At 70.8% G+C, this 18,139-nt stretch carries 18 protein-coding genes; 2 read left to right on the top strand and 16 right to left on the bottom strand.

The genetic code is table 11. From position 1 onward, the window contains the following. Window positions 1–82 precede the first annotated feature (82 nt). Together ACUZ2Y_RS22285 and ACUZ2Y_RS22280 are read left to right on the top strand one after the other, a co-directional pair. Entirely contained in the window at window positions 83–979 is an 897-nt protein-coding gene (locus ACUZ2Y_RS22285; RefSeq protein ID WP_476321884.1) for an HAD family hydrolase, read from the top strand. A gap of 423 nt (window positions 980–1,402) precedes the next feature. After that, complete coding sequence (locus tag ACUZ2Y_RS22280) at window positions 1,403–2,647, top strand: cytochrome P450 (RefSeq protein WP_476321882.1); 1,245 nt, start codon at window positions 1,403–1,405, stop codon at window positions 2,645–2,647. Here ACUZ2Y_RS22280 and ACUZ2Y_RS22275 read toward each other — a convergent pair. The 16 genes from ACUZ2Y_RS22275 to mshA all read right to left on the bottom strand — a co-directional run bounded on the left by ACUZ2Y_RS22275 (window position 2,644) and on the right by mshA (window position 18,058). Continuing rightward, window positions 2,644–3,615, bottom strand: coding sequence for a lysophospholipid acyltransferase family protein (locus ACUZ2Y_RS22275; protein ID WP_476321880.1), 972 nt, complete (start codon window positions 3,613–3,615; stop codon window positions 2,644–2,646). The two genes, ACUZ2Y_RS22280 and ACUZ2Y_RS22275, sit on opposite strands and share 4 nt — an antisense overlap. 26 nt (window positions 3,616–3,641) lie before the next feature. Further along, complete coding sequence (locus ACUZ2Y_RS22270; RefSeq protein ID WP_476321878.1) at window positions 3,642–4,676, bottom strand: NAD-dependent epimerase/dehydratase family protein; 1,035 nt, start codon at window positions 4,674–4,676, stop codon at window positions 3,642–3,644. Between the two features lie 187 nt (window positions 4,677–4,863). Beyond that, complete coding sequence (locus tag ACUZ2Y_RS22265; protein ID WP_018684825.1) at window positions 4,864–4,965, bottom strand: 30S ribosomal protein bS22; 102 nt, start codon at window positions 4,963–4,965, stop codon at window positions 4,864–4,866. 138 nt (window positions 4,966–5,103) lie between these two features. After that, window positions 5,104–5,322: a helix-turn-helix domain-containing protein gene (locus ACUZ2Y_RS22260; RefSeq protein WP_091376928.1), complete on the bottom strand. Its 219-nt coding sequence runs from the start codon at window positions 5,320–5,322 to the stop codon at window positions 5,104–5,106. 144 nt (window positions 5,323–5,466) lie between these two features. Then, window positions 5,467–6,297, bottom strand: coding sequence for a pyrroline-5-carboxylate reductase (gene proC / locus ACUZ2Y_RS22255; protein WP_476321876.1), 831 nt, complete (start codon window positions 6,295–6,297; stop codon window positions 5,467–5,469). 150 nt (window positions 6,298–6,447) lie between these two features. Then, window positions 6,448–7,215: a thioesterase family protein gene (locus ACUZ2Y_RS22250; RefSeq protein WP_476331999.1), complete on the bottom strand. Its 768-nt coding sequence runs from the start codon at window positions 7,213–7,215 to the stop codon at window positions 6,448–6,450. Between the two features lie 151 nt (window positions 7,216–7,366). Further along, window positions 7,367–8,293, bottom strand: a complete 927-nt coding sequence (locus tag ACUZ2Y_RS22245) for a proline dehydrogenase family protein (RefSeq protein ID WP_476321874.1) — start codon at window positions 8,291–8,293, stop codon at window positions 7,367–7,369. An 89-nt stretch (window positions 8,294–8,382) separates the two neighbouring features. After that, window positions 8,383–9,189, bottom strand: coding sequence for a sugar phosphate isomerase/epimerase family protein (locus ACUZ2Y_RS22240; RefSeq protein WP_476321872.1), 807 nt, complete (start codon window positions 9,187–9,189; stop codon window positions 8,383–8,385). Continuing rightward, window positions 9,186–10,733, bottom strand: coding sequence for a hypothetical protein (locus tag ACUZ2Y_RS22235; RefSeq protein WP_476321870.1), 1,548 nt, complete (start codon window positions 10,731–10,733; stop codon window positions 9,186–9,188). Before ACUZ2Y_RS22235 ends, ACUZ2Y_RS22240 begins: the two co-directional genes overlap by 4 nt. 87 nt (window positions 10,734–10,820) lie before the next feature. Beyond that, the gene (locus tag ACUZ2Y_RS22230; RefSeq protein ID WP_476321868.1) at window positions 10,821–11,774 is read right to left on the bottom strand and encodes a Ppx/GppA family phosphatase; all 954 of its coding nucleotides are present in this window, start codon (window positions 11,772–11,774) and stop codon (window positions 10,821–10,823) included. Window positions 11,775–11,797: 23 nt separating this feature from the next. After that, entirely contained in the window at window positions 11,798–12,487 is a 690-nt protein-coding gene (locus ACUZ2Y_RS22225; protein WP_476321866.1) for a response regulator, read from the bottom strand. Beyond that, window positions 12,484–13,728 carry a sensor histidine kinase gene (locus ACUZ2Y_RS22220; protein WP_476321864.1) on the bottom strand — a complete coding sequence of 415 codons (1,245 nt, stop codon included), beginning with the start codon at window positions 13,726–13,728 and terminating at the stop codon, window positions 12,484–12,486. Before ACUZ2Y_RS22220 ends, ACUZ2Y_RS22225 begins: the two co-directional genes overlap by 4 nt. Before the next feature lie 269 nt (window positions 13,729–13,997). Next, window positions 13,998–14,738 carry a phosphoglyceromutase gene (locus tag ACUZ2Y_RS22215; RefSeq protein WP_476321862.1) on the bottom strand — a complete coding sequence of 247 codons (741 nt, stop codon included), beginning with the start codon at window positions 14,736–14,738 and terminating at the stop codon, window positions 13,998–14,000. Window positions 14,739–15,224: 486 nt separating this feature from the next. Continuing rightward, the gene (locus tag ACUZ2Y_RS22210) at window positions 15,225–16,178 is read right to left on the bottom strand and encodes a DUF4349 domain-containing protein (protein ID WP_476321860.1); all 954 of its coding nucleotides are present in this window, start codon (window positions 16,176–16,178) and stop codon (window positions 15,225–15,227) included. Window positions 16,179–16,247: 69 nt separating this feature from the next. Further along, window positions 16,248–16,769, bottom strand: coding sequence for a type III secretion system chaperone family protein (locus tag ACUZ2Y_RS22205; protein WP_476321858.1), 522 nt, complete (start codon window positions 16,767–16,769; stop codon window positions 16,248–16,250). Further along, window positions 16,766–18,058, bottom strand: a complete 1,293-nt coding sequence (gene mshA, locus ACUZ2Y_RS22200) for a D-inositol-3-phosphate glycosyltransferase (protein WP_476321856.1) — start codon at window positions 18,056–18,058, stop codon at window positions 16,766–16,768. The genes ACUZ2Y_RS22205 and mshA overlap by 4 nt, the downstream gene beginning before the upstream one ends. Window positions 18,059–18,139: the final 81 nt, after the last annotated feature.

Raw genomic sequence — 18,139 nt, 5'->3', positions numbered from 1 at the left:
ACCGAGGACGCCGTTGTCGGTGGAACCACTAGGCTGGTGACCACGGCACGGATGGCACATCCGACCCACCGGGAGGCATGCGGTGTCAGTACGGCGTGGGGTTGACAAGGACTCCGAACTCGAGCGCCTCGCCGCGCTCGCGGGCGCGGCCAGTGCCGAGGCGGCCGTCTCGCTGGAGCTGCCCGAGAGCGACCGCGACATCGCGATGGACCTCACCGCCGCCGCCTTCTTCGACGTCGACAACACGATCATGATGGGCGCGTCGATCTTCCACTTCGCCCGCGGGCTGGCGGCGCGCAAGTTCTTCAGCAACTCGGATCTGGTGAAGTTCGCGCTGCAGCAGGTGATGTTCCGGGTCGGCGGCAAGGAGTCGGCCGACGGGATCCGCAGCAGCCGCGAACAGGCCCTCTCGTTCGTCGCGGGCCACACCGTCGAGGAACTGAGCAGGCTCGGCGAGGAGATCTACGACGAACTGATGGCCGACAAGATCTGGCCCGGCACCCGGGCGCTGGCCCAGATGCACCTCGACGCGGGCCAGCGGGTCTGGCTGGTCACCGCGACGCCGGTCGAGCTGGCCACGATCATCGCCCGCAGGCTCGGCCTCACGGGGGCGCTGGGGACGGTCGCGGAAAGTACGGACGGCGTGTTCACCGGCAAGCTCGTCGGCGAGATGCTGCACGGCCCGGCGAAGGCGCACGCGGTGCGCTCGCTGGCCGCCCGCGAGGGCCTGGACCTGCGCCGGTGCACCGCCTACTCGGACTCGTCCAACGACGTGCCGATGCTGTCGGTGGTGGGCACCGCGGTGGCGGTCAACCCGGACAGCGGGCTGCGCGAGGTCGCCCGCAAGCGCGGGTGGGAAATCCGCGACTTCCGCACGGGTCGCAAGGCGGCGAAGATCGGCGTCCCGTCGGTGCTCGGCGCGGGGGCGGTGGCAGGCGCGGTCGCGGCCGGACTCGCGTACCGCAAGCGCACCGTCTGAACGCAGGCCACCTCCAGGGGCCAGGGCGGCCGGTGGCTTCCACCGAGGTCCCGTCCTCCGACGTCACCACGACCCGCGCGTAGTTCTCGTAGCGTCCGGTGGCCAGCGCGCCATCGGTGGCGCAGTCCCGGGCGCCGCCCCGCGCGTCGAACACCTCGCCGGCGTCCTGAACCGGGGAATCCTGGCCAATGGGTGGGGCCGTGACCCGGTTGGAGCAGAAGGCCCCTGGCAGGGTGGGGAAGGTCGACCCGCGTCATGTTCGACACGCGGCAGGGCATGCCGTGACCGCACGGGGAGGCCCGCCGTTGGGTGAGCCTGCGAACCGTGAATCTCAACACGACCACCTCCTCGTGCGGTAGTCACTGTTGGAATCCCTGGCTTTTCAGGCGGGGAGGATGTCAAGTTGGAGACATGCTGCCGGAGTTGCGTGTAGGCACCCGGCTGGCCGTGCAGCGGCTGGCCACCCGCGGGTTCGCGCTCGCGGGCGACCCCCTCGCCCGACTGGCCACCGCGCCGTGGCGGTACGACCCGTACCCGATCTACGCGGGGCTGCGGGCCCACGGCGTGCACCGGAGCCGGTTCGGCTTCCACACCGTCGCGACCTACGAGCTGTGTTCGCCGATCCTGCGGGACCGCACGTTCGGCGTGCGCACCCGCGACGGGCTGGAGCCGCCACCCGCGACCCAGTCGCCGCTGCCGATGCACTCGGCGGTGATCCCGACGTTCCTGGAGCAGGACCCACCCGACCACACCCGGCTGCGGGCGCTGGCCCGGCCCGCGTTCAGCCCGCGCAAGATCGAGGGCTACCGGGAGGTGGTCCGCAAGACCACGTCCCGACTGCTCGACGACGCCTTGGCGAAGGGCACGTTCGACCTGATCGCCGACTTCGCCGCGCCGCTGCCGATCGCGGTGATCTCGGACCTGCTGGGCATCCCGGACGTCGACACCGAGCGGTTCGCCCGCTATGGGCGGGTTCTCGGGGCCTCCCTGGACGGGACAACCACGCTGCGGCAGGCGAGGGCGTTGCGGTCGGCCACGGTGGATCTGCAGGCGCTGTTCAGATCACTGATCGTCGCGCGGAGGACCGCTCCGGGCGACGACGTGATCAGCGCTCTCGTGCACTCCCTCGACGCGGGCGAGCTGACCGAATTGGAACTGGTCACCACGTGCGAGTTGCTGCTGATCGCCGGCTTCGAGACGACGGCGAACCTGATCGGCAACGGGATGTGGACCTTCGCGCGGAACCCTGAGCAATGGGAGCTGCTGCGGTCCGACCCGTCGAAGGCGGCAGCTGCCGTGGATGAGGTGCTCCGCTACGAGCCGCCGATCCAGCTGACCCAGCGGATCACCCACGCCGACTCGGTGATCGGCGATGTGGAGATCCCGGCCGACCGGATGGTGATCGTCGCCCTCGGATCGACTGGGCGAGACCCGGGGGCGTACTCGGACCCGGACACATTCGACATCTCGCGCACGCCGGAACACGACCACCTTGGCTTCTCCAGCGGCATCCACTACTGCCTCGGCGCACCGCTGGCCCGGATGGAAGCGGAGATCGCGTTCGCCGCACTGGCCGAGCGGCTCCCCGCGATCCGTCCGCGGCGCACCCCACGCTGGCGCGACACCACAGTGATCCGCGGCCTGCGCTCACTACCGATCGGGGTCTAGCCCAGGAACGGGTTTCCGCGTTGGCTCAGCATTCGGTAGAGGGTCTGCTGAATGGTCTCCCGGACCTGGTCGGTCAGGTTGAACACCAGCATCGGGTCGTCATCGGCCCCTGCCTCATACGAGTCGGTGGCGATGGGCTCGCCGAAGCGGATGTGCCACTTCGAGGGCAGGGGGATCATGCCGAGGGGGCCGAGTAGCGGGAAGAACGGGGTGATCGGGAAGTACGGAAGCCCGAACAGTCGGGCGATCGTCTTCATGTCGCCGATCTTGGGGTAGATCTCCTCGGCTCCGACGATCGAGCACGGGATGATGGGGACGCCCGTGCGCAGGGCCGCGGAGACGAAGCCGCCCCTGCCGAATCGCTGGAGTTTGTAGCGGTCGGCGAACGGTTTGCCGACGCCCTTGAACCCCTCGGGCCAGACGCCCACCAGTTCACCGGCGTTGAGCAGCTGTTCGGCGTCGGGGTTGCACGCCAGCGTCTGGCCGGACTTGCGGGCCAGTGCGCCCAGCAGGGGAACCTGGAAGACCAGGTCGGCGCCCAGCATGCGGAGGTAGCGCTGCCGTGGGTGGTTGTCGTGGACGGCCACCGCGGTCATCAGGGCGTCGAGGGGCAAGGTGCCCGAGTGGTTGCAGACGACCAGGGCGCCGCCGTCGACGGGGAGGTTCTCGATTCCGCTGACCTCTACGCGGAACCAGTTCTTGTAGAGCAGCCGCAGCGGTGGGAGCAGGACCCGCTCGGTGAGGTCCGGGTCGAAGCCGAACTCGTCGATCGGGTAGTCGCCGGTCAGCCTGCGCACGGCGAAGCCGAGGGCGTCGCCGATCCCTCGCCGGACTGCCGAGACCGGTGGGTGTTCGCGAGCCGGGTGCAGCGGGGTGGGCTCGACGATCGGGCCGTCGGCCTTCGGGGGTGTCGGGGCCGGGCGACGCCGGTCCGCTCTCTGCAACGGGATCACACGGGCTTGCTGCATGCCTGTGGCACCTTCCAAGGGCAGATCTAGGTACGCGTCTCCAGGACGCGCCTGCGGGCGGCAGCGAGCAACGCGGGGGTGAATACGGGGCGCAGCTTGCTGCCGGATACGTAGTCGTCGAACGCCTGCCGGGTGGTCCACCGGGGGGTGAACGCCAGCTCGGCCTTGAGTCGGGTGGTGTCGATCACCCGGCCGTAGTTGAGGTAGCGGACGTGGTCGGGTGAGAAGTCGACCAGCCGCGCGCCGCGCAGGAGCCTGCCCGCGGCGGGCAGGGCCTGGCGCAGCACCGGCAGCGGGAGCCTGCCCGCCCGCCGGATGGCTTGCGACAGCATCAGGACGCCGTCAGCGGCCACGTTGAACACCCCTGTTGCCTCAGTTTCGCCCAGGCTCGCCAATTCCAGCACCGCGAGGGCGTCCTCGGAGTGCAGCAGCTGCATGCGGGCGTCGAAGCCCAGCACCGTGGGCACGATCGGGAGGGCGAAGTACCTGGTGAGCACGGTGTCCACGCTCGGCCCGATGAGGTTGGCCAGCCGCAGCGTCGCCACCGACACGTCGGGGCGCCTGCGGGCGAAACCCCGAACATAGGCCTCGACCTCGACCGCGTCCTTGGCGTAGCCGCTGGAGCCGATGTCCTTGGGGGCGTCGTCCTCGGAGAACACCGCGGGCGAGCGCGAACTCGCGCCGTAGACCGCGGCGGTGGACTTCACCACGAGCCTGCGCAGCGAGGGCGCGCGCTGGCAGGCGGCCAGCAGCTGCATGGTGCCGATGACGTTGAGCTCCTTGAGCACCGTGCGCCGGGCGGGACCGGCCGGGTTGGTGGTCGTGGAGGCGTGGACGACGGTGTCGACACCCGCGGACGTGATCACCTTCGCGATGAGCGGGTTGCGGATGTCGGCCCGGACGAACTCGGCGCGGCCCATGGAGCGGACGACGTCCTTGCGCGGGGGCACCGTGTCCACGCCGAGCACGCGGTCGATGTCGGGATTCGCCGCCAGACGGGCGGCCAGATTGCCGCCGAGGTAGCCGCCGACACCGGTGACGAGGACGACTTTTGGCGTCATGCGTTTCCCTAGGGTGGGCGCTTGGGAATGGCCGACTCTACTCGCGAGTCAAGATCGAAAAAGCCCTGGCAACAGACTCTTAACGCAGGTCACATGGGCTGTTGGCCAATGTCACCCGATTGGTCCACTGACCGAAACGCGGCGACGCCCGCACCGTGGGGGTGCGGGCGTCGCCGGACGCGTCGAACTACTTCTTCAGTTTGCGACGCTGCACTCGCGTCTTGCGGAGCAGCTTGCGGTGCTTCTTCTTCGACATGCGCTTGCGGCGCTTCTTGATGACCGAGCCCATGTGTGTCCTCAACTCTCAGGTGGGTCGTTCCAGGTGTTCCGGCGCTCCGGTGTGGCCACGTCACGGAACGCACGCCAAAACACCAGGCACAACGGTTATCCAGCGTACCCGTCGGCCTTCGCGGCTCGACCGGGGGCCTCAGCCCGCGTCGAAATAGGCGTTTTGCAGGTAGTCATGCACCGCTTTCTCCGGCACACGGAAGGACTTGCCCACCCGCACCGCGGGGAGGTCGCCGTTGTGCACCAGTCGGTAAACCGTCATCTTGGACACCCGCATCAGGGTCGCCACCTCGGCCACCGTCAGGAATTGCACCTGCGGAAGTCCGGGTGCGCCCGGGTCGCGCTTGTTCGCCGGCATCATCACCGCGTCCTTCAACACGCGTCGCGCCGTCAGCTTCCCCACCGACGGATTCGACACGCACGTGCTTCTGTCGAGAGTAGCGGGACACGTGTGACTAAAGCGACGCCACGTTTGGCTCAAATCCGCGAAGCGCGGACTTCGTCAGTGCGCTTCGTGTTCGGCGCCCAGCTCCCGGGAGCGGTCCCGAGCAGCCTCGATGGCGGCCAGCAGGGCGGCGCGGACACCGTGGTTCTCCAGTTCGCGGATGGCCATGATGGTCGTCCCGGCGGGCGAGGTCACAGCCTCGCGCAGGATCACCGGGTGTTCGCCGGTCTCGACGAGCATCGCGGCGGCGCCCACGGCGGACTGGATGATGAGCTTCTCGGCGACCGCGCGCGGGATCCCGAGCAGGATGCCCGCGTCGATCATCGCCTCAACCAGGAAGAAGAAGTACGCCGGACCGGACCCGGACAGCGCCGTCACGGCGTCCTGCTGCGACTCCGGCACGCGCACGACCTTGCCGACGGCCGTGAGCATGTCCTCGACGGTCGCGAGGTGCTCCGGGCGGGCGTGCTTGCCCGGCGAGATGGCGCTCATGGCCTCGCCGACCAGCATCGGGGTGTTCGGCATGACCCGGACCACGGGCACGCCTGCGGGCAGCCTGCGCTCGAACAGCGACGTCGGCAGACCGGCGCACAGGGACACCACGAGGGTCTCGGGCTCGACCACCGACGCGAGCTCGTCGAGCAGCGGCTCGATGTCCTGCGGCTTGACCGCGACGACGAGCACGTCGGCTTCCTTGGCCGCCGTCGGCACGTCGGTGCAGCGGATGCCGTAGGTCTTGGTCAACTCCGCCGAGCGTTCCGGGTAGCGCTCGGTGAACAGCAGCTCATCGGCACTGCGGCCGCCGTGCAGCAACCCGGACAGCAGCGCCTCGCCGATCTTGCCCGCACCGAGCACCGCGATCGTGGGCCGCGCGTTCGCCTCAGTCATGGGACAAGGCTAACCACCCACCCGCGAGTCGCCCCGCCAGGCAAGTGAGTCGCCCCTTCCGGCAAGCGAGTTCGACATTCGAGTGTCGCCATTGTCGAACTCGCTTGCCTGGCGGGGCGACTCACTTGCCGGGAGGGGCGACTCGCGGGGTCAGGCGGTGGCGGTGAGGGCTAGTTGGCGGGCCTGGCAGACGAGGCGGCCGGTGGAGTCCACGACCGTGGCGTCGGAGTCGAACCACATGCCGTGGACGGCCTTGGACTCGACCTGGATACGCAGCCAACCCGGCGCCGGGCGGGACCGCAGGTGGGCGGTCAGCTGGACGGTCGGCGACCAGCCGAGCCTGCCCAGGTTGAACGTCACCGGCATCGAGATGTCCCCCGCGACCAGGGCGAACAGCGGGTCGGCGTGCTCGCCGCGCGGGCGCGCCCAAAGCCGCAGGCGCAGCGGGTCTCCGACGTGGCCGTGCAGGAATCCGGCGCCGTTCGGGTCGAGCCGCACGTCGCAGGTCTCGGTCAGCCGGAACATCGACGCGGACGGGACCGTCGACAGGTCGATCGCGTTGCCGGGCGGCTCGGCGGGCTGGTTGGGCAGGTCGGCCCAGGCGGCCCGCTCCCGCGGGAGCCTGCCCGTGGTGACCACGCCCTCGACGCACGCCCGGCCGCTCTGCTCAAGGTGGACCGAGACGACCGTGGTGCGCCTGCCGGTCTTGCGGACGTCGGTGCGCAGCAGCACCGGACCCACCCCCGGCGGGCGCAGGAACTGCGCGCTGACCGACAGCGGGTCCACCAGCGGCGCCCCCGCGCCGGTCTGGCCCGCCACCGCCGCGCGCGCCAGCAGGGCCAACAGGAATCCGCCGTGCGGTCGCCCTCCCACGGTCCATTGGGCCGGGAGATCCGCGGTGAAGGTGCCGTCTCCCATCGGACGCACCTTGACCGCGGCGGCGAACGCCCCACCCGCGGGCACGTGTCCGGACGCCCGCACATCGCCGTGGCCTGTCGCACTACTCATGGGCAACAGCCTGCCACGCCGAGCTACCGAACCCCGCGCGGCTCCGCAGGATGAGCGTCACTCATTTCTTGCTCATGAGCGCACGGAGGAAGAACACGGTGTTCGCGGGGCGCTCGGCCATCCTGCGCATGAGGTAGCCGTACCACTGGCCGCCGTAGGGGACGTAGACGCGCACGGTGTGCCCCTGCTGGGCCAATCGGAGCTGCTCGTCGGGGCGGATCCCGTAGAGCATCTGGAACTCGAACTCGCCGGGCTTGCGGCCGTGGTGGTCGGCGCGCTCGCCGATGATCCGCACCAGGCGCGGGTCATGGGTGGCGAACATGGGGTAGCCGGTGCCCCCGAGCAGCGCGTTGGCGCAGCGCACGTAGCTGCGGTCGACCTCCGGCATGTCGTCGAAGGCGACGGTGTCGGGCTCCTTGTAGGCGCCCTTGCACAGCCGCACCCGCGAGCCGTCGCCGGAGAGCCGGACGGCGTCGTCGAGGGTGCGGTGCAGGTAGGACTGCAGGACCGCGCCGACCCACGGCCAGGTGGTGCGCAGCTCGGCGAGGATGCGCAGGGTCGAGTCGGTGGTGGTGTGGTCCTCCATGTCGAGGGTCACCGTGGTGCCCGCCTCCTCGGCCGCGCGGCAGATGCGCGAGGCGTTGGTCAGGGCGAGGTCCTCGTCGAGGAGTTGGCCGACGGCGGTGAGCTTGACGCTGACCTCGGCGCGGTCGGACAGGCCCTCGGCCTTGAGGCGGTCGAGCAGGTCCACATAGGCCTGCACGGTCTGCTCGGCCAGGGCGGCGTCGGTGGTGTCCTCGCCCAGGTAGTCGAGGGTGACGGCGAGACCGGACTCGACCAGGCGCCGGGTCACGGCGACGGCCTCCTCGGTGGTCTCACCGGCCACGAAGCGGCGGACCACGTCCCGGCTCACGGGTGCGGTCGCGATGACACGGCGGATGGTGTCGTTGCCGGCGGCGGCCAGGATCAACGAGCGCAACGGGTTCACGCGCACAATGTACGACGCGGCTCGCCGGGGGCGAACAAGGCATCCGGTCGTCCTACGTTTGCGCCTCCGGCTTCGGCCTGTTCGGGCGCCTACCGGCCGTTCGGGGAGATCAAATGCAGTCGGGCGAAGAGCAACGCCTCGGCCAGGTCTTTCGCCCGCTCTGCCGGGCCCTTCGCGCGGCGGGTGGACACCTCCAGGACCACCTGGCCCTTGAAGCCGCTCGCGGCGAGCGTCTCGCACAGTTCGGCGCAGGGTTGGTCGCCTCGGCCGGGGACCATGTGCTCGTCCTTCGACAGGCCTGAGCCGTCGGCCAGGTGGACGTGGGTCAGGCCGTCGCCCATTCTCTCGGCGAGTTTCATCGCGTCCATGTGGGCGGCGGACGTGTGTGACAGGTCCAGGGTGTAGTTGCGGTGACCGACATCCGTCGGGTCGATCGACGGCCGGAACGCGGTCATCTCCATCGACCTGGTGCCCAGGCCACGGCGGACCGGGAACATGTTCTCCACCGCGATCGCCACCCCGGTGCGCTCCTCCAGGCTCGCGACCAGGTCGGGGAAGGCGTCGGCGTAGCGGCGTTGCCAGCGGAACGGCGGGTGCACGACCACCGTGCGCGCGTCCAAGTCCTGTGCGGCCTCGACCGACCGGCGCAGCCTGACCTCCGGGTCCGGCGACCAGACGCGCTGGGTGATCAGGAGGCAGGGCGCGTGCACGGCCATGATCGGCACGCCGATCCGCGCCGAGCGGCGGCGCAGGCCGGGGACGTCCTGGCTCATCGGGTCGGCCCAGACCATGACCTCGACGCCGTCGTAGCCGAGTTCGTCGGCCAGTTTGAACGCGGTCGCCGCGGTCTGCGGCCACACGGATGCCGTCGACAGGCCGACGGGGATCGCGGTCACCGACCGAGGAGCAACAACACCGCGGGCGAGACCGTGACCACCAGCCCGACCAGCACGGCGAGCACGGTGGTCTGCAGGTCCTCCGCCTTGCGGATCTTGCGGACGATGAGCACCAGGCCGACGATCACGGCCAGGGCGGCGGCCAGCGCGGCGGCGGGGAGGAAGCCCCACAGCCAGTTGAACGCCAGCCAGACCGCGGCGCCGCCGACCACGCCGAGGGCGAGTTGGCCCGCCATGATCGCCCACTCGCGACCGGGGTTGGCGACCTCGTCGGCCTCGTCGTCGTCGTCGGCATCGTCCCTGTCGCGCGGGTCCGGGTCGAAGTCCTCGTCGAAGTCGCTGTCATCGAAGTCGTCGAAGTCGCGGTCGGTGCCGCCGCGGGCGGGATCGCGAACCGGGTCGCGGTCGAAGTCCTCGTCGAGGTCGTCGTGCGCCTGGTACTCGTTGAACCGGACCGCCGCGCGGTCGTCGAAGGACTCGACTTCCTCGAGGAACTCCGGCCGCGGGCCGCGCGGGTCGATGGCCGTCTCGGCGGCGTCACCTGGGAACTCGCGGGCGCCCCGGTTCGGCGCGGGCGGGAAGGTCGGCAGCGGCCGTGCCTCGCCCGTGGGCAGCGGCGGCTTCGGCACCTGCTGCGACGGCTGCGGAAGCTGCTGGGAGAGCTGCGGCTTGGGCAGCTGCTGCGACGGCTGCGGCAGCGACTGCGACGGCTGCGGCTTCGCCGGCTGCTGGGATGGCTGCGGCATCCGCCGGCCGGGCTGCGGCTGCTCGGGGCGCTGCCCGCGGCGCGGGAGCAGCGGGAGGCGGTTGGGCCCGCCCGCCAGGCCCGCGGGCGGCTCGCTCGGGTCGGGACCGTCGTCGGTGACCCGCGGGATCTGCTCGGTGTGGCCCTCGGCGGGCATGGGTCGCGAGACCGGACGCGGCGGGCGCGCTGGGTCGTGACGCACCGGGTCGGGCCGGGGGATCTCAGCGCGCGGCGGCTCCGGGCGGACGGGCTCCGACCGGGTCGGCTCGTGGCGCACGGCCTCGGGCCGGGCGATCTCCGGTCTCGGCGGCTCCGGCCGGGCGAGCTCGGGCCGCGGCGGCTCCGGGTGGACCGGCTCCGGGCGGCGCAGGCCAGGGCGGACGGCCTCCGGCCGGACCGGCTCGGATCGAGGCGGCTCCTGCCGGGGCGGCTCGTGCCTCGGTGGGTCATGGCGCTGTGGATCATGGCGCGGCGGCTCGCCCATGGGCGGGCGGCCGAGCAGCTCCGGCGGCGGCGTCGGCGCGGGCTGACGACGCTGCGGCGCGGGCTTGGGCGCGTGCGTGGTGCGGCCCTGCCGGTGCGACACCCGCTCCGGCGGCGCCTGGTCCTCGGTGATCGGCAGCATCTTCCCGCTGTCGGACATCACCCGCTCGATGATCGCCTGCGGCGCCGTGTCCGAGCCGTCCTCGGGCTTGCGGCGCCGTCGCCTGGGTGCGCTTTCGCCCGAGGTGCCGCCGTATTTGGCCAGCAACTCGGCAACGGTGCGCTGGGTGCGCTCCGACCCGCCTTCTTGACTCATCCACTCCACCGTGCCCCGTGCTGGCCGATCCGTCCAGTGCCGGCACGCTCCGCGGAGGCTTCCCGGGCGGGAAGTCCCCGACTTCTCTCAGTCCGAGGAGACAGTGTGGTCCCCACCGTTCGTCTGGTCCAGCCGCCGGAGGATCACGCCTTCGCGCAGGGCCCACGGCCCGATCTCCAGTTCCGGCAGTGATAACGCTCGCATAGTGGCCTGTGCCACAAGTGCACCGGCCACCAACTGGTGCGCGCGGCTGGGGCTGACGCCCTCCAGTTCGGCGAGATCACCCGCGGACATGCGGGAGATGAACGCGATCAGCTGGCGCAGCCCGGCGTCGGTCAGCGTGCGGCGCACCCGCGGTCCCGCCGACGACGGCGCGGAGCCGGTCAGCCGGGCCAGGGTGCGGAACGTCTTGGAGGTCGCGACCACTCGATCGGGTTGACCGAACTTCGCGACACGCCTGGCCACGGGGGCCAACTGCTCGGCGAGCCACTCGGTCGTCGACTCGATCTCACCGCGCTGCGGCGGGTCGCTGGTGAACCGGGTCCGGGTGAGCCTGCCCGCGCCAAGCGGGAGCGACCACGCGAAATCCGGGTCCTCATCGATGCCGGCGGCGATCTCCAGCGAGCCGCCGCCGATGTCGAGGACGAGCAGGTTGCCCGCCGACCAGCCGTACCAGCGGCGCGCGGCGAGGAAGGTGTAGCGGGCCTCGTCCTCACCGGAGAGGACCTGCAGATCGACCCCGGTCTCCTTGGCGACCCGGCGCAGCACCTCGGCGGAGTTGCCCGCCTCGCGGACCGCCGATGTGGCGAACGCCATCATCTCGGCGCAGCCCAGCCGGACCGACGACTCCTTGGCCGAGGCGACGGTGCGGACGAGCTCGTCCGCACCGGCCTTCGACAGCATTCCGGAGCGCGTGATGCGCTCCGCGAGCCGCAGCACGGTCTTCTCCGACCGTGCCGGGGTCGGGTGGGCGCCCCGATGGGCGTCCACCACCAGCAAGTGGACCGTGTTCGATCCGACGTCCAATACCCCTAGGCGCACCGGGGGAACGCTACCCGCTCAGGTCAGGACTCGAACTTGTAGCCGAGACCCCGAACGGTCACCAGGTGCCGCGGCGAGGCCGGGTCCGGCTCGATCTTCGAGCGCAGCCGCTTGACGTGGACGTCGAGGGTCTTGGTGTCGCCGACGTAGTCCGCGCCCCACACCCGGTCGATCAGCTGGCCCCGGGTCAGCACCCGGCCGACGTTGCGCAGCAGGTACTCGAGGAGGTCGAACTCCTTGAGCGGCAACGGGATCTCCTCACCGTCCACAGTGACCACGTGCCGTTCGACGTCCATTCGAACCGGTCCGGCGGCGAGCACCTGCGGGAGCAGCTCACCGTCGCCACCGGCCTCGCCACCGCGGCGCAGGACGGCCCGCACGCGGGCGATCAGCTCGCGGGCGGAGTACGGCTTGGTCACGTAGTCGTCGGCGCCGAGTTCGAGCCCGACGACCTTGTCGATCTCGCTGTCGCGGGCGGTCACCATGATCACCGGGACGGCTGAGCGCTGGCGGAGCGCCTTGCACACGTCGGTGCCGCTCATCCCGGGCAGCATGAGGTCGAGCAGCACGATGTCGGCGCCGTTGCGGTCGAACTCCTCAAGCGCCTGCTGCCCGGTGACGGCCACCGCGGCGGTGAACCCTTCCTTCCGGAGCAGGAAGGCAAGCGGGTCGGCGAAGGACTCCTCGTCCTCGACGATCAGCACTCTCGTCATGCCATTCCTCCGTGATCGGTACCGGCGCCGTCGGACTTCGACGGAGCGGCGGACGCGGCCAGCGACGCGACCGCGGCGCGGCCCACCCTGGTCTTCTCCGCGCCGTTGAGGGTGTCCGCCCCGGCCGTGGCCGGGGCGTCCAGGTGCGCGGGGATGCGCAGGGTGAAGGTGGAGCCGAGACCGGGCTTGCTCCACAGCTTGACCTCGCCGCCGTGGTTGGCGGCGACGTGCTTGACGATGGCCAGGCCGAGCCCGGTGCCGCCGGTGGCCCGCGAGCGCGCCTTGTCGACGCGGTAGAACCGCTCGAACACGCGCTGCTGCTCCTCCTCGGCGATGCCGATGCCGCGGTCGGTCACGGCGATCTCGATGAACCCGTCGACCAGCGAGCGGCTCACCGAGACCGGGTTGCCCGGCGGCGAGTAGGCCAGGGCGTTCTCCAGCAGGTTCGACAGGGCGGTGACCAGCAGGGTCCGGTCGCCCTCGACGAGCAGGCCGCTGTCGGGGTCGGTGGTGACGTCGATGCCGGTGGACTCCATGACCAGCCGCGCCCGGCCGAGGGCCTCGCGGACGACCGCGTCGACGTCGACGGTGTTCATGTCGGGCAGCCGCTCGGCGCCCTGCAGCCGCGACAGCGCGATCAGCTCGGTCACCAGGGTGCCCAGGCGGTTGCCCTCGTGGAGGATCTTGGTGGTGAAGCGGCGGACCTCGACCGGATCATCGGCGGCGTCGAGCACGGCCTCGGCGAGCAGCGCCATCGCGCCGACCGGGGTCTTGAGCTCGTGGCTGACGTTGGCCACGAAGTCGCGCCGGGTCGCTTCGAGGCGCACGGCGTCGGACTGGTCGTCGGCGTCGACGACGGTGTAGCCCTCGCCGAGCGGCCGGACCTCACCGAGCACGGCCTCCGGCGTCCGCCCGCCGCGCGACTCCAGCGGCGAGAGGTCGATCTCCACCGGGTCGCCGGTCTCCAGGACCAGTTCGGAGGCTTTGCGCGCGCGCTCGTCGACCTGGCGGTTGCGGACTAAACCGAGTTCCTCGGCGCGCGGGTTATAGATCACCACGTCGCTGAAGTGGTTGAGGATGACGACACCGGAGTGCGACGAGTGCACCCAGCGCTGGACTAGATCCGAAACGGTCGGTCCGGTCGGCCTGCGGGTCGGGTCCCCGTGCCGGGCGTGCCCGACCAGGTATCCGACGAACAGACCGACGAGCACTCCACACGACAGTGCGATCCACGCGGCCACAGGAGGATCGTAAGCAGGTGGGGAGGGGTTTGGACCAGCCCGACAAGCCGTTCAGTGACAGTGGTGACACCGATCGGCCCGCTTGTTCGCGACCAGGCCAGCCCGCGTTCACCCATTCGTGTCCTACCCGCCGGTAACCGCAGGTCAACCGCGAGTCGCCCGCCCCAGCAAGTGAGTCGCCCCTCCAGGCAAGTGAATTCGACATTCGCGAATGTTGAACTCACTCGCCGGAAGGGGCGACTCGGTGGCCTGGCGGGGCGACTCGCGGACTAGCGGCCTTGGTTGGCTACCTTGGCGATGGCGATCTTGGCGGCTTCGGGGTCGAGGTAAAGGCCGCCGGGGGTGGTGGGGGCGGCGGACTCGTCGAGGTCGTAGCGCAGCGGGATGCCGGTCGGGATGTTGAGGCCGGCGATGTCCTCGTCGGAGATCGCGTCGAGGTGCTTGACCAGCGCGCGCAGCGAGTTGCCGTGTGCGGCGACCAGCACGTTCTTGCCCGCCTTGAGGTCGGGGACGATCTCGTTCTCCCAGTACGGCACGACCCGGGCGACGACGTCCTTGAGGCACTCGGTCAGCGGCGCCTCGATGCCCGCGTAGCGCGGGTCGCCGTCCTGGCTGAACTCGCCGCCCTTCTCGATGGGCGGCGGCGGGGTGTCGTAGGAGCGGCGCCAGAGCATGAACTGCTCCTCGCCGAACTCCTCCAGGGTCTGCTTCTTGTTCTTGCCCTGCAGGGCGCCGTAGTGGCGCTCGTTGAGCCGCCAGTCGCGCTTGACCGGGATCCAGTGCCGGTCGGCCGCGTCGAGAGCCAGGTTCGCCGTCGAGATCGCGCGCCGCTGCAGCGAGGTGTGCACGATGTCGGGCAGCAGGTCCGCCGCACGCAGGAGGTGGCCACCGCGGGCTGCCTCGGCGACACCCTTCTCCGAGAGCTCCACGTCGACCCAGCCGGTGAACAGGTTCTGCGCGTTCCAGACGCTCTCGCCGTGCCGGATGAGCACCAAGGTTCCAATTGCCATGGCGATGAGCCTGCCAGATCCGGCGGCAGGCGCGGCCGTGAACGACGTCTCCTTGCCCACCGAGAGGCGTGGGCCAGGTGACGGTGGCCGCTGGGCCAGATGATGTAACCGAAACCACACCCAAGCCGGACTATGCCCCAATCGGAGTAATCGGGCCGGTAGAGCAGGGCAACCAGCAACCGATAGTCGCGAAACCATGAGTTTCCGTGACAAAACTGTTACTTACTGACAGCTATTTCCACGAACGGCGTACTACGTGGCCTTGTGCCGGTTGCCCAGGTCTGCCAAGTTGGCTCAAGCCACATCGGGTCTGCTCCCACGCACTCCCGGATCCGATGCGGCCCCGTGCGGCTCGACTCCCCTGCCGAGCCGCACCCCCGCACTGGGTGTCCGTGGCCTCCCCCGCCACGTGACCGGAGCGGGTTTGGTCGCGGGGCGGTCCAGATATGCGACTCCCCCCCCTCGCTGAATCGCCCCGCGACCCTCTTAAGACTCCTGAGTCACCGGCTCCTGAGTCACCGGCCGCGCCGGCGCCGGTCGGGCCGACCGCCGCCGATGTCGCCAGACCAGGTAGGCGGGCACGCCGAGCACCACCGCGAACGGCAGCACCAGGGCGATGGCCCGCACGACGAACGACGTGGTGTCGACGAACGCCTTCCAGCCGCCCGCGAGCGCGCCAAGGAACGTGTCGTCGTCCGCCACGGGCGCGGGCGCGCTGTCACGGGACAGCCGCAGGGTCACGGTGGACATGGCCACGCTGCCCGCGAGCCGCTCGCGCCGCTTGAGCAGCGACTCCAGGTCGGCCTCGCGGCGAGTCACCTCGGATTCGAGCTGGACGATCTCGGAGATCTGCTGGGCCCGGCCCAGCAGCGCCCGCACCCGCTCCAGGCTGGCCCGCTGGGTCTGGATGCGGCTCTCGACGTCCACGATCTGCTCGGTGACGTCCTGCGCGGACTGGCTGCGCGACTCCTCCTTGCCCAGTTCGGGCGCGGACAGCTTGCTCAGCGTGTCGTCGAGTTTGTCGCTCGGGACGTAGAGGGTCATCGTCGCGCTCCGGTTGCCCACCTCGGCCTGACCGGTGTAGCCGCCCGTGGCGACCACGATCTCGCGGGCACGCTCGGCGCTATCGCGCACGTTCGGCGTGACCAGGACGATCGTGGCCGTCCGGACGAGCTTGCGGTCGACGCCCGGCTGCCCCACCTGCGCGGCCTGTTCGGCCTGTTCGGGCTTCTCGCCTGCCGCGGCCTTGTCCGACCCACCGGAGGTGCCGGAGGAGCCGGTGCTCGCCGCCTCCGGCGCCGCGGCGGCGGGGTTCTCGCGACGCAGGTCGGCGGGCGCGGCGGCGCTGCCCGAGTCGGAGGACCCGCAGGCGGTCAACCCGCCGGTCGCGGCGAGGGCGAGCAACAGTCCAGCTAATCGTCTCTGCTTGGTCGAACGCATTCGGTGCCTCCCAGTTCCGTCGTCCTCATCAGACGTCGGCGGAGGCGCCTTACGTTGCCGAAATGCTGGTCACGACTCGGTTTCGGTCAGCCCCGGCCGATCTTCGCGCTCGGGCCGCACCAAATGTTCGAACGCTTTGAGGTTCGCCAGCGATTCGCCGCGGGAGACCCGCCAGTCCCATTCCCGCCGGATCGAGCCGGCGAAGCCGAGCTCCAGGATCGGGTTGAAGTCCCCGTCGGCGGCTTCGAGGACCTGGCCGAGCAGGCGGTCGAGCTCGTCGGCGGTGATCGAGCTCAGCGCGACCCGGCCGATCAGGTAGATGTCGCCGACCTTGTCGACGGTGTAGGAGACGCCGTAGAGCTTGGCGTTGCGGCGCAGCAGGTAGCGGTAGACGTCCTCGTGCGCCTCGTCCGGGCGGCGGCACACGAAGGCCTCCACCACCAGGCCGTGGTTGCCGACGATCAGCCACGTGTTGGTCTGCTGCTTCTTGATCCCCGGCAGGGTGACCAGGAAGCGGCCCGGCGCGGGGTGGTCATACGCCAGCTCGCGCTCGTCGAGGGTCTCCTGGATCAGGGTATCTAGATCGCTCACACCGCCACCTCAGCACGCGCGAGCGAGTAGCGCAGCGCGTGTTCGGCGTCCGCGTAAGCCGCGATGAGGGCGTCGGTCGTGCGGTCCCAGGAGAATCGGTGGGCGTGCTGGACGGCGCCCGCGCCGAGTTCGGCGCGCAGGCCGGGGCTTCGGGCGAGCCTGCCGAGGGTGTCGGCCCAGTCGTCGGTGGCGTGGCCGCTCACGAGTAGGCCGGAGCGTCCGTCGGACACGGCGACCGGCAGACCGCCCACGGCCGCGGCGACGACCGGCGTGCCGCATGCCTGCGCCTCCAAGGCGACCAGGCCGAAGCTCTCGTTGTGGCTGGGCACGGCCACGGTGTCGGCGGCGCGGTAGACGTCCGCGAGCGCCTCACCCGACTGCGGCGGGAGGAACCGGACGACGTCGGTGATGTCGAGTGCGACGGCCAGGTCCTGCAGGGCGGCGGGCTGCTCCAGCCCGGTGCCCGACGGCCCGCCCGCCACCAGCACGACGAGCCGCTCGCGGGCGATCTCCCCGCGCGCGAGCAGCGCGGCGACCGCGCGCAGCAGCACGTCGGGGGCCTTGAGCGGCTGGATGCGGCCGACGAAGGCGAACACGATCGCGTCGGAGGCGATGCCCAGCCTGCGCCGGGCGGCGTGCCTGCCGCCGGGCCGGAAGCGTTCGAGGTCGACGCCGGGGGCGATGATGTCGACCTTCTCGGGGTCGGCGTCGTAGAGCGAGACCAGCTGCGCGGCCTCGACGTCGGTGTTGGCGATGAGCCGGTCGGCCTCGTCGACGATCTGCTGCTCGCCGATCACCCGCTCCCGCGGCTCGGGGGTGTCGCCCGCGGCGAGGGCGGCGTTCTTGACCTTGGCCAGGGTGTGCGCGGTGTGCACCAGCGGCACGCCCCAGCGCTCGCGGGTCAGCCAGCCGACCTGGCCGGAGAGCCAGTAGTGGGAGTGCACGAGGTCGTAGTAGCCGGGTTCGTGGCGGGCCTCGGCGCGCAGCACGCCCGCGGTGAACCCGCACAGCTCGGCGGGCAGCTCGGCGCGGTCGAGGCCTTCGAACGGACCGGCGGAGACATGGCGGACAAGGACGCCCGGCGCCAGCTCGGCCACCGGGGGCAGGCCGGAGGAGGTGGCCCGGGTGAAGACCTCGACGGCGATACCGCGCTGCGCCATGCGGGTGGCGGTCTCGGTGATGTAGACGTTCATGCCGCCCGCGTCGCCCGTGCCGGGCTGTTCGAGCGGGGACGTGTGCACCGACAGCACCGCGACCCTGCGCGGCTTGCGCAGCTGAATGGGAGTCACCCCGGTTCACCCCTTCCGGTCCACCGCATGGCAGGCGGAGGACGCGGTACTTCGTCGACGCGTTCGGCGAAGGGCGGAGAC

Source organism: Actinokineospora sp. UV203 (genome assembly GCF_056323665.1).
This window is presented reverse-complemented; position numbering and strand designations above follow the sequence as displayed.

What these genes read in the sequence shown, in the direction of transcription:
- ACUZ2Y_RS22275 (WP_476321880.1), bottom strand. Translation starts at nt 3,615, where the DNA reads ATGCAGCAAGCCCGTGTGATCCCGTTGCAGAGAGCGGACCGGCGTCGC.
- ACUZ2Y_RS22270 (WP_476321878.1), bottom strand. Translation starts at nt 4,676, where the DNA reads ATGACGCCAAAAGTCGTCCTCGTCACCGGTGTCGGCGGCTACCTCGGC.
- ACUZ2Y_RS22265 (WP_018684825.1), bottom strand. Translation starts at nt 4,965, where the DNA reads ATGGGCTCGGTCATCAAGAAGCGCCGCAAGCGCATGTCGAAGAAGAAG.
- ACUZ2Y_RS22260 (WP_091376928.1), bottom strand. Translation starts at nt 5,322, where the DNA reads ATGCCGGCGAACAAGCGCGACCCGGGCGCACCCGGACTTCCGCAGGTG.
- proC (WP_476321876.1), bottom strand. Translation starts at nt 6,297, where the DNA reads ATGACTGAGGCGAACGCGCGGCCCACGATCGCGGTGCTCGGTGCGGGC.
- ACUZ2Y_RS22250 (WP_476331999.1), bottom strand. Translation starts at nt 7,215, where the DNA reads ATGGGAGACGGCACCTTCACCGCGGATCTCCCGGCCCAATGGACCGTG.
- ACUZ2Y_RS22235 (WP_476321870.1), bottom strand. Translation starts at nt 10,733, where the DNA reads ATGAGTCAAGAAGGCGGGTCGGAGCGCACCCAGCGCACCGTTGCCGAG.
- ACUZ2Y_RS22225 (WP_476321866.1), bottom strand. Translation starts at nt 12,487, where the DNA reads ATGACGAGAGTGCTGATCGTCGAGGACGAGGAGTCCTTCGCCGACCCG.
- ACUZ2Y_RS22215 (WP_476321862.1), bottom strand. Translation starts at nt 14,738, where the DNA reads ATGGCAATTGGAACCTTGGTGCTCATCCGGCACGGCGAGAGCGTCTGG.
- ACUZ2Y_RS22210 (WP_476321860.1), bottom strand. Translation starts at nt 16,178, where the DNA reads ATGCGTTCGACCAAGCAGAGACGATTAGCTGGACTGTTGCTCGCCCTC.